At 38.4% G+C, this 16,494-nt stretch carries 15 protein-coding genes; 12 read left to right on the forward strand and 3 right to left on the reverse strand.

Annotation, left to right across the window (positions count from 1 at the left end):
* Positions 1-27 precede the first annotated feature (27 nt).
* The 6 genes from OK025_RS12525 to OK025_RS12550 all read left to right on the forward strand — a co-directional run bounded on the left by OK025_RS12525 (position 28) and on the right by OK025_RS12550 (position 7,841).
* Positions 28-1,347: a D-alanyl-D-alanine carboxypeptidase gene (locus tag OK025_RS12525; RefSeq protein WP_317669704.1), complete on the forward strand. Its 1,320-nt coding sequence runs from the start codon at positions 28-30 to the stop codon at positions 1,345-1,347.
* Between the two features lie 10 nt (positions 1,348-1,357).
* On the forward strand, positions 1,358-2,656 hold the full coding sequence (locus tag OK025_RS12530; protein WP_317669705.1) for an MFS transporter: 1,299 nt from the start codon (positions 1,358-1,360) through the stop codon (positions 2,654-2,656).
* Positions 2,657-2,676: 20 nt separating this feature from the next.
* Complete coding sequence (locus tag OK025_RS12535; protein WP_313187393.1) at positions 2,677-3,405, forward strand: (Fe-S)-binding protein; 729 nt, start codon at positions 2,677-2,679, stop codon at positions 3,403-3,405.
* Positions 3,406-3,427: 22 nt separating this feature from the next.
* A complete protein-coding gene (locus OK025_RS12540; protein WP_286753181.1) occupies positions 3,428-4,318 on the forward strand; it encodes a TIM barrel protein in 891 nt (296 codons plus the stop codon).
* Positions 4,319-4,593: 275 nt separating this feature from the next.
* Positions 4,594-6,168 (forward strand): peptide MFS transporter, encoded by a 1,575-nt coding sequence (locus OK025_RS12545; protein ID WP_317669706.1) that lies wholly within the window; start codon positions 4,594-4,596, stop codon positions 6,166-6,168.
* 83 nt (positions 6,169-6,251) lie between these two features.
* Positions 6,252-7,841: a peptide MFS transporter gene (locus OK025_RS12550; RefSeq protein WP_317669707.1), complete on the forward strand. Its 1,590-nt coding sequence runs from the start codon at positions 6,252-6,254 to the stop codon at positions 7,839-7,841.
* Between the two features lie 93 nt (positions 7,842-7,934).
* On the opposite strand, the gene OK025_RS12555 is transcribed toward OK025_RS12550, so the two are convergent.
* The gene (locus OK025_RS12555; protein WP_317669708.1) at positions 7,935-9,227 is read right to left on the reverse strand and encodes a hemolysin family protein; all 1,293 of its coding nucleotides are present in this window, start codon (positions 9,225-9,227) and stop codon (positions 7,935-7,937) included.
* Positions 9,228-9,371: 144 nt separating this feature from the next.
* Complete coding sequence (locus tag OK025_RS12560) at positions 9,372-10,718, reverse strand: Gfo/Idh/MocA family protein (RefSeq protein WP_317669709.1); 1,347 nt, start codon at positions 10,716-10,718, stop codon at positions 9,372-9,374.
* Between the two features lie 230 nt (positions 10,719-10,948).
* Here OK025_RS12560 and OK025_RS12565 point away from each other — a divergent pair, with 230 nt between their 5' ends.
* Together OK025_RS12565 and OK025_RS12570 are read left to right on the forward strand one after the other, a co-directional pair.
* Positions 10,949-12,055 carry an aminoglycoside phosphotransferase family protein gene (locus OK025_RS12565; protein ID WP_317669710.1) on the forward strand — a complete coding sequence of 369 codons (1,107 nt, stop codon included), beginning with the start codon at positions 10,949-10,951 and terminating at the stop codon, positions 12,053-12,055.
* A gap of 79 nt (positions 12,056-12,134) precedes the next feature.
* The gene (locus OK025_RS12570) at positions 12,135-12,779 is read left to right on the forward strand and encodes a carbohydrate-binding family 9-like protein (protein WP_317669711.1); all 645 of its coding nucleotides are present in this window, start codon (positions 12,135-12,137) and stop codon (positions 12,777-12,779) included.
* Positions 12,780-12,802: 23 nt separating this feature from the next.
* Here OK025_RS12570 and OK025_RS12575 read toward each other — a convergent pair whose 3' ends face one another.
* Positions 12,803-13,141, reverse strand: a complete 339-nt coding sequence (locus OK025_RS12575; protein WP_317669712.1) for a DUF2853 family protein — start codon at positions 13,139-13,141, stop codon at positions 12,803-12,805.
* A gap of 225 nt (positions 13,142-13,366) precedes the next feature.
* On the opposite strand from OK025_RS12575, the gene OK025_RS12580 reads away from it, so the two are divergent.
* The 4 genes from OK025_RS12580 (at position 13,367) to prmA (ending at position 16,488) form a co-directional block, all read left to right on the forward strand.
* A complete protein-coding gene (locus tag OK025_RS12580; protein WP_046671774.1) occupies positions 13,367-13,615 on the forward strand; it encodes a type B 50S ribosomal protein L31 in 249 nt (82 codons plus the stop codon).
* 78 nt (positions 13,616-13,693) lie between these two features.
* Complete coding sequence (locus OK025_RS12585) at positions 13,694-14,860, forward strand: putative sugar nucleotidyl transferase (RefSeq protein WP_317669713.1); 1,167 nt, start codon at positions 13,694-13,696, stop codon at positions 14,858-14,860.
* A gap of 11 nt (positions 14,861-14,871) precedes the next feature.
* Positions 14,872-15,639, forward strand: coding sequence for a triose-phosphate isomerase (tpiA, locus tag OK025_RS12590; protein WP_120333340.1), 768 nt, complete (start codon positions 14,872-14,874; stop codon positions 15,637-15,639).
* Between the two features lie 9 nt (positions 15,640-15,648).
* Positions 15,649-16,488 carry a 50S ribosomal protein L11 methyltransferase gene (gene prmA, locus OK025_RS12595; protein WP_120333341.1) on the forward strand — a complete coding sequence of 280 codons (840 nt, stop codon included), beginning with the start codon at positions 15,649-15,651 and terminating at the stop codon, positions 16,486-16,488.
* Positions 16,489-16,494 lie beyond the last annotated feature (6 nt).

The raw sequence follows: 16,494 nt of genomic DNA on the forward strand, positions 1-16,494 counted from the left end.
GCCGCATTTTTTGTTATGTTTACAGCAATGAAAAAATTTTTAAGTGCATTGTTGCTGTTGTGGTTTGTGTCAGTTGCTAGTTTCGTGACGAAGGCTCAGGGTTTTGAGGATGTTTATCAGCTATTTCAAGAATCTAAAATATTAAATGATCATTTTGTTGGTTTTTCTTTGTATGACCTAAATGCCAATAAATATGTCATGGATATAAATGGTAATAAGCATTTTACACCAGCTTCCAATACAAAGATGTATACTACCTATGCTGCTCTAGCACTTTTGGGGGATTCAATACCTGGTTTGGAGTATGTGGAACGTGGAGACTCGCTGCTTATTTGGGGGACAGGTGATCCGACGTTTTTGCATAATCGCTTAGATACCCGGGTGGTGTACAACTTTTTAAAAAATACGAATAAACGCATTTTTGTTGTGCCAGGGACAATGAAGAATAAGTTCTTTGCGCATGGTTGGGCGATGGAAGATTTTGAAGCTTATTATCAGCCTGAAATCAGTACATTTCCTATTTATGGCAATGTGGTCACTTTTCGACAAAAAGGTTATAATTATTTATCAACTTCTCCAGCTAGTTTTCAAAATTCACTGGATTTTTTGCCGGAACCTAAGGTAGGTGATTTTGAACTTTCCCGTTCATTTCGTGCAAATTCCTTTTGGATGTCCAAACGTCCCGTTCCGAACGGCTATGTCAATGAAGTTCCTTTTATCTATTCTGATAGCTTATTTATTAAATTATTGTCGGATAGTCTAGGTAAATCCGTGACCTTATTGTCTTACCAAAAACCAAGCAATACCAAGATACTCTATTCCGGCAGTACCAAAAATTTAATCCGTGAAATGATGTTGCCAAGTGATAATTTTATTGCTGAACAATTTTTAATGATGTGTTCGTGGAAACAATTCGGTCAATTTGATACTTACTTGGTGCGGGACTGGATGAAGAATAACGTTTATAAATACTTTTCAGCTGAGGTTGCCATTTTTGATGGATCGGGCTTGTCGTCCTATAACAAAGTGACTCCGCAAAATAATGTCGATCTATTGGTCGTCTTGAAAAATAAGTTGCCGGATGAGAAGGAACGGTTTCGTCTTTTTCCGGCTGGAGGTGTAGATGGTACCCTGAAACGTACCTATAGCAAAGATCTCGGAGAACCGTTTGTTTTTGCTAAAACAGGAACGATTACATCTGTCTATAATCAAAGTGGTTATTTGATCACACGGACAGGAAGGCGCCTGGCATTTTCTTTTATGAACAATAATTATATAGATGATCGAGCAAGTGCAATTCGTAAAGAAATGGCTAAAATAATTACTTATATTCGTCAAACTTATTAAGCCAATTTAAATGGAAGCAATTGTAAAAAACAATAAAAAATTGATTCGTTCTTGGGCCATGTTCGATTGGGCCAATTCTGCATACAACCTTGTTATTACTTCCACGATATTCCCTGTTTACTATACCGCAATTACTACAACAAAAGAGCATGGTGATGTTGTTCGTTTCTTTGGGATTGAAGTCGTCAATACCGCACTTTCCAATTTTTCTTTGGCTTTTGCCTATCTGTTGATGTCTTTTTCTTTGCCCTTTATTTCTTCGTACGCTGATGCAAAAGGAAAAAAGAAACAGATTATGAAATTCTTCACTTATGTTGGCGCAGTTGCATGTATGTGTTTATTTTTTTTCAAACTTGAAACTTTGGAAATTGGTATCATCTGTTTTGTGCTAGCAGCGATGGGGTATATTGGCGGTGTTTTGTTTAATAATTCCTATTTGCCGCTTTTGGCGACAGTCGATCAGCAAGATAAGGTGAGTGCGCAAGGTTTTGCCTATGGTTATATTGGCTGTGTCACTTTACAGATTCTTTGTTTTGTAGTGGTGCTTAAGCCTGAATGGTTTGGTATTACAGATGCTTCACTACCGGCCCGTATATCGTTTCTAATGGTCGGATTGTGGTGGCTTGGGTTTTCAATGATTCCTTTTAAATACCTGCCTAAAATCGAAGCAACCGAGAATAACACAGGTAAGAGTTTCGTTCAGAATGTACGGGATGAATTCGGCCATGTTATCCAAAAGATCAAAGGTATCCCTGAAATAAAACAGTTTTTGCCAGCTTTTTTCTTTTATGCAATTGGTGTTCAGACTTTGATGATTGTTGCCTCTTCTTTTGGGGAGAAAATTTTGCATTTAGGTGCAGAAAGGTTGATTGCTACCATTCTTCTCATTCAACTAGTAGCTATCTTAGGTGCATTTTTAATGTCTTATTTATCTACGCTTTTTGGGAATATCAAGGTGTTGATCGTTGTGGTGATGATCTGGATCGGAATCTGTATTTCGGCCTTTTATTTATCTACCCCACTTCAGTTTTATATCATTGCTGCATTGGTCGGTTTAGTGATGGGCGGGATTCAGTCCTTATCGCGTTCAACCTATTCTAAATTAATTCCGACCGATATCAAAGATACGACTGCTTTCTTCTCTTTTTATGACGTCACAGAAAAAGTTGCCATTGTCATTGGATTATTCTCATTCGGGTTTATAGAACAGGTTACACACAATATTCGATATTCGGCATTGGTTCTTTCTTTATTTTTTGTAATTGGATTGTTACTTTTGATCCGGATATTAGTATCCAATAAATCTTAATTTTATTGATTGAATTGCATATGAAAGTAGAACTTTTTGTTCCTTGTTTTATAGATCAGCTTTACCCTGAGACCGCTTTTAATACGGTTCGTTTATTAGAAAAGGTCGGCTGCGAGGTTGTCTATAATCCTGAGCAGACATGCTGTGGCCAGCCTGCCTATAATGCTGGATTTTGGGATGATGCAAAACAGGTCGGACGGAAGTTTTTAGGTGATTTCTCGGGAGATCATGTGATTATTTCTCCTTCGGCGTCCTGTACTGGTATGGTACGACATGCCTATAATGATTTATTCGCAAATTCGGCAGATTCCCATCAATGTCATAAAATACAGCAACAGGTTATGGAAATCTCTGATTTTTTAGTAAACGTGCTAAAAAAAGAGTATTTTGGAGCTGAGTTGGAGGGTGTTGCGGTGTACCACGATTCTTGTTCGGCTTTGCGGGAGTGCAAGATTAAAGAGGAACCACGGAAATTATTGAGTAAGGTCTTAGGTTTGGAGATGGTGGAGGTGAAAGATAGCGAGACATGTTGTGGGTTTGGGGGTAGTTTTGCCGTTAAATTCGAAGGAATATCCGCAGCAATGGCTGAGCAAAAAGTGCGCAATGCACTTGATCTGAATGCGGATTATATTATTTCCACTGATTCATCTTGTTTGCTACAGCTTCAATCTTATATCGATAAACATAAATTACCCATTCAGACGCTGCACCTCGTTGATGTGTTGACTACTGGCTGGGGAAATATTTAAATAACACATTAAATCTAAACACATGAATTCAAGAAGAGATTTTCTTAAAAACCTTGCACTAGCGTCTGCTGGTATAGCATTAGCTCCCTCTTTGGAGAGTTTTGCGGTAGCAAAGAAAGATTGGTTTGACATTTCCTTGGCTGAATGGTCATTGCATAAATCCTTGTTCAAGGGAGATTTGAACAATTTGGATTTTCCGGTATTAGCTGCCAAAAAATACGGTATCTACGGGGTGGAATATGTAAATCAGTTTTTTAAGGATAAGGCTAATGATAATAACTACCTTACTGAGCTAAATATGCGTGCAAAAGATAATGGTGTACGTAATGTACTCATTATGATTGATGGTGAGGGAAATCTCGGTGATGAAGATGAAACAAAGAGAAAACAAGCCGTGCAAAACCATTATAAGTGGATTTCTGCAGCTAATTTCTTAGGTTGTCATGCAATCCGTGTCAATGCGGCTGGAAAAGGGACTCCTGAGGAAGTAAGTAAACGTGTTGTTGAAAGTTTAACAACGCTATCTGATATTGGTAAAAAAGCAGGAATCAGTATTATTGTGGAAAACCATGGTGGTATCTCTTCGCATGGTGACTGGTTGGCCAATACATTAAAAGCAGTAGGTAGTAAGTATTGTGGAAGTTTACCTGATCTTGGTAATTTCTATGAGTATGATCGTTATCAAGGTGTGACGGATCTAATGCCTTATGCACATGGTGTGAGTGCCAAAACACATGATTTTGATGCCAATGGAAATGAAACGCAAATTGACTATGAGCGTATGTTGAAGATTGTTAAAAAAGCAAAATTCAAAGGTTATGTGGGGATCGAATATGAGGGAAGTAAGTTGAGCGAAGAAGAGGGTATTTTTGCTACTAAAAAATTACTTGAACGTTTGCGCCCTTTGATTTAATATTTAACTAGCCGAGTTCTTTCCATTTCCTGAAAAGAACTCGGCTAGTTAAATAGGTTTTAATTGAAGTGTTGCTCGGATGCAACAACGAAAAAAACTGCCGTCCATTCTTTAGAAACCTATTAAAATCTTCACTATCTTGCTTGAGTATATGAAGACGAGTGAACAACCTCTTTCTTTGTGTAGAGGATCATCGGATTTTTCCGTTTACCGATGGTATATTTTATAAATGGAAATCGCACTACCTTATTTTGAAAAATAACGACTAAAAAAACATGAATTTTGAAAAAAATGCAGTTCTTGAAACCCATTTGCAAAAAGTAGGGGCGGAACATGTATTGGTACAAGGGCATCCTGCCGGCTTGTTTGTATTATTCTTCACAGAGATGTGGGAGCGTTTTAGCTATTATGGTATGCGGGCGCTGTTGGTAAATTTTCTGGTTTCTACCATTGCCCAACAAGGATGGGGTTGGACCAACTCCGAGGCCATGAAGCTTTATGGTTTGTACACCGGGATGGTGTTTTTAACGCCACTGTTCGGCGGGATTATAGCCGATCGCCTAACAGGATATAAAAAATCCATTATGGTCGGAGCCATAATTATGACGCTGGGACATATCGCTATGGCTTTAGAGGGATTTAATAAAAGCTTCTTTTTGGTGGGTTTGGTGTTGATTGTTTTGGGAAATGGATTGTTCAAACCCAATATTTCTTCGATGGTAGGGAAATTATATCCGGATAAAGGCGGTAAAAAGGATGCGGGTTATACCATCTTTTATATGGGCATCAACGGGGGAGCGTTTTTAGGAATGATGCTATGCGGTTATATTGGTGAAAAGATCGGCTGGCATTATGGCTTTGGGCTTGCCGGAGTATTTATGTTTTTGGGAATGTTGCAGTTCTATTTTGCACAACCCATTTTCGGAAAAATTGGAAATACACCAGAGAAGCGAGACGAGTTAACCGATATTGCGGCCGGTCAAGAAGAAAATCCAAAGCATATTGTTCGTGATCGTTTGCTGGTAATAGCCATTTTTATGTTGTCAAGTATTGTTTTCCATTTAGCTTTTGAGCAAGCAGGTGGCTCGATGACGATCTTTGCGAAAAATTATACACAACGGGTATTGAGTGGTGAAGTGGCGGTTTTATTTAAATGGTTGGATGCTGCATTGACGGTGTTGCCGATTGTGGTAATTACCGGAGTACTGTTTGTTTTAGCAAAGAAAATCGTACGTAAATACCCTATGATCATACTTTTTTCGAGTATTTCTTTTGTGATCATTTGGTCTTTGTGTCTTTGGAAAGTTTATCGGGAATATTATGGTATGAATTCAGAAGTTACTGTATCCTGGTTTCCGATGTTAAATTCTTTCTTTATCATTACGCTGGCCGCATCATTTAGTAAGATATGGGAGAAAGTATGGAATCCTTCTGGTCCAATTAAGTTTGCCATGGGACTGACATTGGTTGGGATTGGTTTTGCAGCTTTATCCATTGGAAGCTCTGAGATTCCTACCGGTGCAAAGACGGCCTCTGTTAGTATGATCTGGTTGGTGTTGGCGTACTTTTTTCATACAGTGGGCGAATTATGTATTGGTCCGGTCGGACTTTCTTATGTCAGTAAACTATCGCCCAAAAAATTCCTGGGCTTATTGTTTGGTTTTTGGTTTTGTGCCAATGCCATAGCTAATTTTATAGGGGGCTTCATTGGGTCATATATTGATAAGATTACAGAATCTCATTCCATGTCATATTTCTTTGCTGTATTTACAGTAATTCCTATGGTGGCTGCTGTATTTCTTATTCTGGGTAACAAAAAAATAAAAAAGATGATGCATGGAATTGATTAATTCATAGAAAAATAGTGTATCTTCAAGCGATTTTTATCAAAATAAAAACAAAACCTGAGTTATAAAACAATTATTGAAATTATATGAATCAAGAAAAAGATCAAGTTCTTGTAGCACATCTTGCTAAGCAGGGGATCGATGACAAGATGGTAAATGGGCATCCTGCCGGATTATTTGTGCTATTCTTTACAGAGATGTGGGAGCGGTTTAGTTACTACGGTATGCGGGCATTGTTGACCTTATTTTTAATAAGTTCCCTTGCTGATGGGGGATGGGAATGGAGTAATGAACGTGCCATGAAACTTTACGGTTTATATACTGGTTTTGTCTATTTAACCCCATTGATCGGTGGAATGATTGCCGATAAGCTAACCGGTTTTAAGAAGGCGATTTTGATAGGCGCTTTGGTAATGACTTTGGGGCACTTGTCTATGGCATTTGAGGGCGTGAATTCCAATTTCTTTTATCTTGGTCTTGTGTTAATGATTTTGGGTAACGGGATGTTTAAACCGAATATTTCTTCCATGGTAGGAAATCTTTATCCAGATCAAAGTCCTAAAAAAGATGCAGGGTATACCATATTTTATATGGGCATCAATGCGGGTTCATTTTTGGGAATGCTTCTATGTGGTTATATCGGCGAAAAAATTGGCTGGCATTATGGTTTCGGGCTTGCTGGTGTATTTATGTTCTTTGGGATGTTGCAATTCTATTTTGGACAAAAAATATTTGGAATTATCGGAGATTCACCTAAAGCACTTCAGGCTTTCCATGAAAAAAAGATCAAAAATCACGAAGAGGAGGAGGAGGTCATTCCTGCACATGTTGTCCGTGATAGGTTAATCGTTGTCACCATATTTATGTTGGCTAGTGTGGTTTTCTTTCTGTCTTTTGAACAGGCGGGCGGATCCATGTCTATCTTTGCAAAGGATTATACACAAAGGGTCCTGTCTGGAAGTTCGGCAGTGACATTTAAATGGATTGATACTATTTTGACTATTGTGCCTATCGTTATTGTGACGATCGTCCTAACAGCATTGGCTAGAAAAATATATAAACAGTATCCATTGACTATTTTATTTACCGCTGTCTCATTTGGTATCATTTGGTGCTTGGGCTTATGGAAAGTTTTTCGAGAAATTGGAATAACCGGATCGGAAGTTGGGGCCTCATGGTTTCAGATATTGAATGCATTTTTTATTATTTCACTGGCATCGTCATTTAGCAAATTCTGGGAGAAGATATGGAACCCTTCGGGACCAGTTAAGTTTGCGCTAGGTTTAATATTGGTGGGAATTGGATTTGCAGCATTAGCTTATGGGGCAAGTGAGATTCCTCAAGGAGCAAAGACAGCGTCTGTCAGTATGATTTGGTTGGTGATCGCCTATTTCTTCCATTCAGCAGGGGAGCTTTGTCTTTCACCAGTTGGCTTGTCTTATGTTAGTAAGCTTTCGCCAAAGAAATTTTTAGGACTTCTTTTCGGTTGCTGGTTCTGTGCTTCGGCTATTGCCAATTTTATCGGTGGATTTTTAGGCTCATACATTGATCGCATTACAGAAGAACATTCGATGTCCTATTTCTTTATGATATTTGCAATAGTTCCTGGGGTTACGGCATTGCTATTAATTGTCTTCAATCCAATATTGAAAAAAATGATGCATGGGATCAACTAATCAGGATCGATAGCATCATAAAAAAAGGGCTAATCAATACACTGATTGGCCCTTTTTTATCTCTTTTACTTTTCTGTTGATGCTTATTTATGTTTATTCTTCCACTTTTAGAAGTAGCTTATCGATGCGATGTCCATCCATATCAAGCACTTCGAAAATTAGATTTTTAAATCGGACACGTTCGCCTTCTTCGGGTACGTGATCTAATCTTAGAAACACGAGGCCTCCTACAGTGGTTACGTTACTAATCTCATCTTCGTCTTCTTCGGAAAGACCGATTTCAAATTCATCCAAAAGATCCTCAATCTGATATTGTCCGTCGACAACATAATCGCCGTTTTCCAATTGACGTATTGTCGGACGGGCACTTAGGTCGCTTTCTGTGATGTTGCCGACCAAATCGCCAACGATATCCCGTAAAGTAATAATTCCCTGTGGTGACCCATACTCATCAATGACAACCGCTTGATGGATACTGGAGGTACGCAAGGTATTCATAATGCTATACGATGAACTGAATTCGTTAACAAACTTGATCGGTAACATAAGTGTTTTGAGATCAAATGCTTCGTTCTGGAGGCATTGACGGAGTAATGATTTTACATGAACAACGCCTTTAATATTGTCGAGGCCACCTTCACAGACCGGGTAGATGGAATGATCGTTGTCTAAAATGATCTTTCTGTTTTCTTCAAAGGAATCTTCCAGATCCAAAAAAACAATGTTTTTGCGGTGAGTCATTAGGTTGACCGCTTTTTTGTCCCCTAAACTCAACAGACGGTCGACGATATCGTGCTCAATACCTTCGATGACGCCACTGTCGACACCTTCGTCTACTAATGCCTTAATTTCTTCTTCTGTGACACTATTGCCGCTGCTCTTGATATTGAGTATTTTGACAATAAACTCCGTCGACATACTGAGTAGCCATACAAATGGCCGAACGATTTTGCTAAGCAGGTTCATCGGGTAAGCAATCAGCATCGCGTACTTCTCCGGAATAGCCATACCGATACGTTTGGGGACCAGTTCACCAAGCACCAACGAAAAGTAGGTGATGATAAAGACGACAATGATAACGGCGAGCTGTTCACTATAGGGGGCTATGATACTGGATTTATTAAAGATCTCTACGAGGTAAGATGAAATACTGCCGCCAGAAAAGAATCCGGTTAGGATGCCAATAAGGGTAATGCCTATTTGTACAGTGGATAGAAAGCTGTTGGGCGATTCTTTTAGGTTTAGCGCTATTTTTGCAGCGGCATTGTTTTTATCGCTTTCAGCCTGTAGCCTTGCCTTTCTGCTGGATACGATGGATATTTCTGATGCCGATAGTATTCCGTTTAGAATAATCAGGACTAAAATAATAATTGCTTCGGTAAGCATAATGAGTTGAAAAAGTTGTTTGCTAGGCTAATTTACGGAAAAGACCGGCCAAATAGTAGGATTATTCTGATTATGTCGAGCATTCATAAAAAAAGCCGTATATCTTTCAATACGGCTTTTATGATAATAAGCGTGTTTTTTCAATTACATTCCACTATCATCTAACATAAAGGTATTTTTCTTGGTTTTCCATTTTCCTTTTGTGAAATCAGGGAATTCCAACGTTTTATTTCCTTTTGCAATAGACTCGGTAGATAATGGGAATACAGCACTCATGGTTACTGAATCATACACGTCAATTGGAGTCTGTACTTTTTGTTTTACAGCCTGAATGAACGCATTGAATACGAACCAGTCCATACCGCCATGACCAGAACCGTTTGCTACCTCTTCATATTTTTTCCAGATTGGGTGATCGTATTTCTTTACCCATTCGTCTGCAGAATCCCAGGTGTGTGGTTTGGATTTACCCTCGATGTGAATACCTTTGGCAACATCCATCCAAATACCGTCTGTTCCTTGTACGCGGAAACCGATAGAGTAAGGTCTTGGTAAGTGTGTATCATGCGTTAATAACATGGTTTCTCCATTCGCACATTGTAACATCGTTTGAGTGATATCACCATTTTTGTAATTGATCTTACCGTTAGGATGTCCCGGGGAAACTTTATTGACATAGGCTGCCAATCCACGGGCTTTACTTGAGTACGAAGTGATATGAGTGAATCTGTTCCCCTTGTTGATATCTGCAAATTGCATAATTGGACCTAAACCGTGTGTAGGGTATAGATCACCATCTTGGTCGATATTGAACTGTGTACGCCATTGTGCCTCAGAAATCGCTTTCGGACCATATTCAACGCCATGGCCATAATAGGCTTTTCCGTCATTGAATAATACTTCGCGTAAATCGTGTTGATAACCGCCTTCCAGGTGCAACAATTCACCAAATAGTCCTTGTCTGTGCATATTCAATACCGCAAGTACATCACGACGGAAGGCAACATTTTCTAGGGTCATGTAAGGTTTTCCAGTTTCTTCGGATGCTTTCACAATATCCCAGTGATCTTGTAGCGTTAAACCTGCAATAACCTCGCAACCCACGTATAGACCAGCTTTCATTGCATCAATAGCTTGGTTTTTGTGGAATTGCCAAGGCGTTGCAATAATGACAGCATCTAATTTTTCATTGCTTAACATCTTTTTGTAAGCATCAACTCCACCAGTATACTCTTTTGGAAGTTTGGTGCCTTTTGCGTTGAATTGTTTACGGCATTGTGCTAGAGATTCTTCCTGGGTGTCACAGACAGCCACAATTTCTAGATCATCTCTGTTTAGGGCAATTTGAACGTGATTACGTCCTCTAAGGCCTACGCCAATAAAACCGATTTTTATTTTCCCATTTGTTTGAGCAAATAATTCTGTACTTGAAAGGACACCGATTCCAGCTGTAGTGATGGCAGTCGATTTTATGAAATTTCTTCTATCCATTGTTTTGAGATATAAGGAGTTTGTATATTAGTTATTTACTTGTTTGAAAACAGTCTTTAAGACTGGCTACTATTAACAAATATATTATTTCATTTGGGATAAATGAAAGTGCAAACGTTTGCTTAATTTTATTAAATTTCATGCAAACGTTTGATTGAAATAAAAATTATCATTTATTAATTCAATTTGTGATATTGCAAGCACATTGATGATTTAAAAAACATAGTTTAATGTCTGATTTTAACCAATTAGTAGTAGAGAACGCAGCAAAACAATTCACATTAGAAGGAGATATCATTTCAGTGCAACCGTTTGGTTCTGGCCATATCAATGATACTTATCGCGTAGTTACTACTGTATATAGCGGTGTATCGCATTTATTACAACGTATTAATCACCATGTTTTTCCGAACGTGGATGGATTAATGCACAATATTGAGATTGTCACCAAGCATCTTAGTAAGAAAGTTAAAGTCGCTGAAGGAAAAAGAATCAGCGACTATGTATTGACAATAGTTCCTACAAAAGATGGGAAATTATATATAAAAGATAGTCAGGGTAATTATTGGCGCATGTTTATCCTCATAGAGGATACCAAAAGCTATGATATTGTAGAGACTGAAGTACAGGCAGCGGAAGGTGGTCGTGCTTTTGGTTTGTTTCAAAAGCAGCTATCGGATTTAAATGCCTCATCGATCGTTGAGGTACTTCCTAACTTTCATAATATAGAGTTTAGACTCGAAAATCTTCGAAAAGCAATCGCTAATGATGTCTGTCAACGCGTAGCGTCGGTGAAAGACAAATTGGATTTTATCTTTAGTCGTGAAGATCGAATGAAAACCATTCTTGAACTTGGTAGTAAGGGGGAACTTCCGCTGCGTATTACACATAATGATACCAAGTTTAATAATGTATTGTTAGATCGCCAGGATAAGATGCAATGTGTGATCGATTTAGATACCGTCATGCCGGGCTATGTGGCATACGACTTTGGAGATGCTATTCGGACGATTATTAACCCCGTTGCTGAGGATGAGAAGGATGTTTCGAAAATTCTGCTAAATCTTGCTTTGTATAAAGCATATGCCGAAGGTTATTTGGAGGAAGCGAATGACTTCTTGACAACTTTGGAGAAAGAAACATTGGTAGATGGAGCCTTCTTATTGCCATATATGCAAGGAGTACGTTTCTTAACGGACTATTTGGAAGGAGACCATTACTACAAGACTAAATATGAGGACCATAATCTTGTGCGTACAAATACGCAACTGAAATTGGTTGAGGAGATGGAAAAGAATGAAGCATTTATGCGTAAGGTAGTTTTTGATTGCATTTAACAATTTTATACCTTTAATCATATTGAGAAGCTTCGATCGCGTAGATGAAGCTTCTTTTTTCTGTAAAAAAAATATTCGAATGAAAAAACTAACCATTTTGCCTATCGCAGCAGAGCTGACCAATACACTAGATTATCATACTTTGTCGAAGCTCTTGAGCCATCTTGAATCGCATTCTTTGGAGTTTAATAATTGGAGCGAATCTTTCCCGTATAAACCTGAGGTACAATTTAAGATTGGCTACACCCGGGAGTATCTAGTGTTGCAATATGATGTCATCGAAGAACAACTTCGGGGTAATTATTCCGATACAAATCAAAATGTATGGGAAGATAGTTGTGTGGAGTTCTTTATTTCATTTGATGGACGCAAACATTATTATAATCTTGAATTTAATCTAATTGGAACGGGCCTTATCGGTTATGGCCCTGCCGAAAAGGCGAGTAGAAATCGGTTGGACATTGCAACAATAGAACAGGTGCGTACTTACTCTTTAATTGAGCGTAATGGTTCCGATAAGCGGTGGAGTATGATTGAGGTCATTCCACTTGCAGTATTTCAGTTTGACGATCTTGTAGAGCTGAAAGGTAAACTGATACATGGGAATTTTTATAAATGTGGCGATCATCTCAAACAACCACATTTTATCTCTTGGAATAAAATAGAAAACCCAACTCCTAACTTCCATCTCCCCGAGTTTTTTGGAGAAATGGTCTTTGGTTAGGAGTTAAGTAAAAAAGGTGATGCTTATTGGTAAACAGATTCTTTTTTGAATTTCTTTGCCAATAAAGCATATACTAATACACGGTATTTATTTTTATTGGATTTACCAATAGCGGTAATAACCTCCTCTAATGCTTTGTCTAGCTCAGGGCCGTCTTTTAGCCCTAGTTTTTTGATTAAGAAATTTTGTTTGATACGGTTCAGTTCTTCGGGATCTGATGCAGCGACGGTTTCGGAGTCTGCATTGTAAATGGAAGGTCCTATTCCTTTTGTTACTTTTGCAATAAATGCTTCATCTAATGATAAGCCTAGCTTTTTTGATTCTGCAACATATGCAGCAATTTTTTCATCTAATTTGCTCATAATTATGTAAGTGATTTAATTGTAGGTAGTTAAGTTAGGTAAAAAAGTCGATAAACAAAATTATTCTTTTGTTCCGGGAAAGAATGTTACATTTGCAGTCTTGATAAGTGCCGTTAATTAAAATGTGGAAAAATTCAGCTAATTATTCTTGGTAATTGTTGTAAGTTACATTTTTATAAGTTATCTTTGCACCTCAATAATTGAATATACGTAATCATAATAATAATGAAAAAAGATTTGCATCCTTCAAATTACAGATTAGTTGTATTTAAAGATATGTCAAATGACTATGCTTTTATTACAAAATCTTGTGTTGATACTAAAGAAACTATCACATGGGAAGATGGTAATGAGTATCCAGTTGTAAAACTAGAGATCTCTCATACATCACACCCTTTCTATACAGGTAAAATGAAATTGGTTGATACTGCTGGTCGTATCGACAAATTCCGTAACCGTTACAACAAAAAATAATTGTAGCAGATCTGTATATTACAATATTAAGAACTCGATAAATATAATTTGTCGAGTTTTTTTTGTTATTTTTAATTTGTGAAAATCTTCTTTACAGATTGCTTTGATTCGATCCAGTTGTTGGATAAGCTTAGCTCCCCATTAACTACTTTTGATAGAAAGAGTCTTTATCCATTTACTTTCGTGAAATCTTGCTTGGACCTTCGGGTTGGTATACTGACTTTACGGGAGAAATGGCAAAAATTAGCTTTAGCATTTGATGTACACTATATTGCCGCTCATTCGAACGAAGAGGGGATTATTTGGCTGTCTGAGAACGTTATCCCGTCAGTAGTATTATTGCAGGCTATACAGCGCTTGGGTGTAGGAGAGGTCCTTGTACAGGGTGGATACGTTATCGCTTGTTGTTATGCACGTATGGGTTCTTATCGTGTACAAGAGATTGATACGTCAGTGGATCTACTAAAGGGGGTAGAAGATCTGTTTTTGCTTACAGGAACTGAAATAACAAGTGATTTCAATCTGCTGGTACAAGATGTTCAGTCGTCCAGTATAGCTGTGACGAATCAATTGTTAGGAAATGACCTTTATGTAGCCGATCGTGTTAGCGTGGAGTGTGCTACGATCAATACCCTCCAAGGCCCCATATATATCGATGAAGATGTTACAATTATGGAGGGAGCGCATTTGCGTGGTCCATTGTACCTTGGTAAAGGAGCTGTTGTGAAAATGGGCGCCACGATTTATGGCAATGTTTCGATAGGGAAGCAGAGTGTCATTGGGGGAGAGATCGGGAATTCGGTCATAGGTGATTTTTCGGCCAAGGGGCATCATGGTTATCTAGGTTGCTCGGTGATAGGGGATTGGTGTAACTTAGGGGCTGGTACCTCTAATTCCAATTTGAAGAATAACTTAAAGACCGTTTCAATTTACGATTATGCATTGGACGGTGTTCGGGATACAGGTCTGTTAAAATGCGGAGCCTTTATTGGAGACTATACGCGCCTTGGTATCAATTCGGCTTTAAATACAGGTACGGTAATTGGAATTGCAAGCATGCTAGCAGATACAAGTTTTTATGCTAAATTTGTACCGTCATTTGCTTGGGTGTTCGACGGAGGTGTGCAAACTTATGAATTTGATAAGTTTATGGCATATTTGGAGACGCTGTATGCATCAAAAGGGGAAGAGCTCACGGAGCAGATTAAAGATAAATTGAATCAACTTAACAAAAAATATAATTAAATCGTAAAATCATGCGTAAAAAAATCGTAGCTGGTAATTGGAAAATGAATTTAGACTATCAATCAGGATTGAGCTTGTTTTCTGAAATTATCAATATGGCCAAAGATGAAGTGATTGGAAACCAGGAATTGGTTGTTTGTAGCCCATTTATTCATTTGTCAAGCCTTGGGCAATTGTCGAAAAATGTTGCAAATGTAAATATCGGTGCGCAGAATATTCACCAAGCTGAGTCCGGAGCCTATACAGGTGAGATTTCGGCTTCACAGGTAAAATCAGTAGGCGCTTCACATGTTATTTTGGGGCACTCTGAAAGACGTGCTTATTTTGGTGAGACTGATGCATTGTTGGCATCTAAAGTGGATATTGCATTAAAACATGATTTAACACCAATATTCTGTATTGGAGAAACGAGAGAAGAACGTGAATCTGGAGCTTTCTTTGATGTGATCAAAACACAATTGACAGATGGATTGTTCCACTTGTCTAAAGAAGCTTTTGCATCTGTGGTATTGGCATATGAGCCAGTTTGGGCAATTGGTACTGGCTTGACAGCTAGTCCTGAGCAAGCACAGGAGGTTCATAAATTTATCCGCGAGGTGCTAGCTGATCAATATGGTCAGGAGATTGCTGATAATACAAGTATTCTGTATGGAGGGTCTTGTAATCCAGGTAATGCAAAAGATTTGTTTGCTCAAGCCGACATCGATGGTGGTTTGATCGGAGGGGCTTCTTTAAAATCGAGAGATTTTATTGATATCGCTAAAGTATTTAACGGCTAATTTTTAGAAATGAAATACGTAGAGGTTATCTTTCAAATGCGATCAGGTGAAGAATGGCAGAAGGATTTGTTGATATCTGATTTGGCTGATATTGGCTTTGATACTTTTGAGGATACCGAATCTGGATTTGCAGCTTATATTTCAGCTGCAAATCTTGACTTGCAAGCATTAGAAACTTTGATGCTTCAACCTTATGAAGGCCTAGAGGTCGATTATAAGATACAGGAAATAGAAAACCAGAATTGGAATAAATTGTGGGAAAGTAATTTCAACCCAATTGAGGTGGGGGGGCAATGCTATGTGCGTGCAACTTTTCATGAGGCAAAACCTGAGTTTCCCTATGAAATCATTATAGATCCGAAGATGTCTTTTGGCACGGGCCATCATCAAACAACTTCGATGATGCTTCAGTATATTTTGGAGAATGATTTTAATGGCAAGCAGGTTTTGGACATGGGCTGCGGTACAGGGATTCTGGCCATTTTGGCATCAAAAAAAGGTGCTAATTCTGTGTTGGCGGTGGATTATGATGAAATATGTGTCGAAAGTGTGATCGAAAATAGGGCACTCAATCATGTTGAGCATATTGAGGCGCTCTGTGGATCTTACGAAGTATTAACAGGTCGGGTCTTTGATGTGATTTTGGCAAATATTAATCGTAACATTCTTTTAGAACAATTACCTCAGTATGCATTAAGCATTCGAACAGGGGGTGAGCTGTACCTAAGCGGTTTCTATGAGCAGGAAGATTTAGCAATCTTAAGCGATGCGGCGACGTCATTAGGTTTTGAGTTTATCTCCAATAAAGTTTTAAATAATTGGTGTGCAGCCAAGTTTGTGAAGCGATAATTTAGC

Origin of the sequence: Sphingobacterium sp. UGAL515B_05 (assembly GCF_033097525.1) — a bacterium.
Classification (GTDB): Bacteria; Bacteroidota; Bacteroidia; order Sphingobacteriales; family Sphingobacteriaceae; genus Sphingobacterium.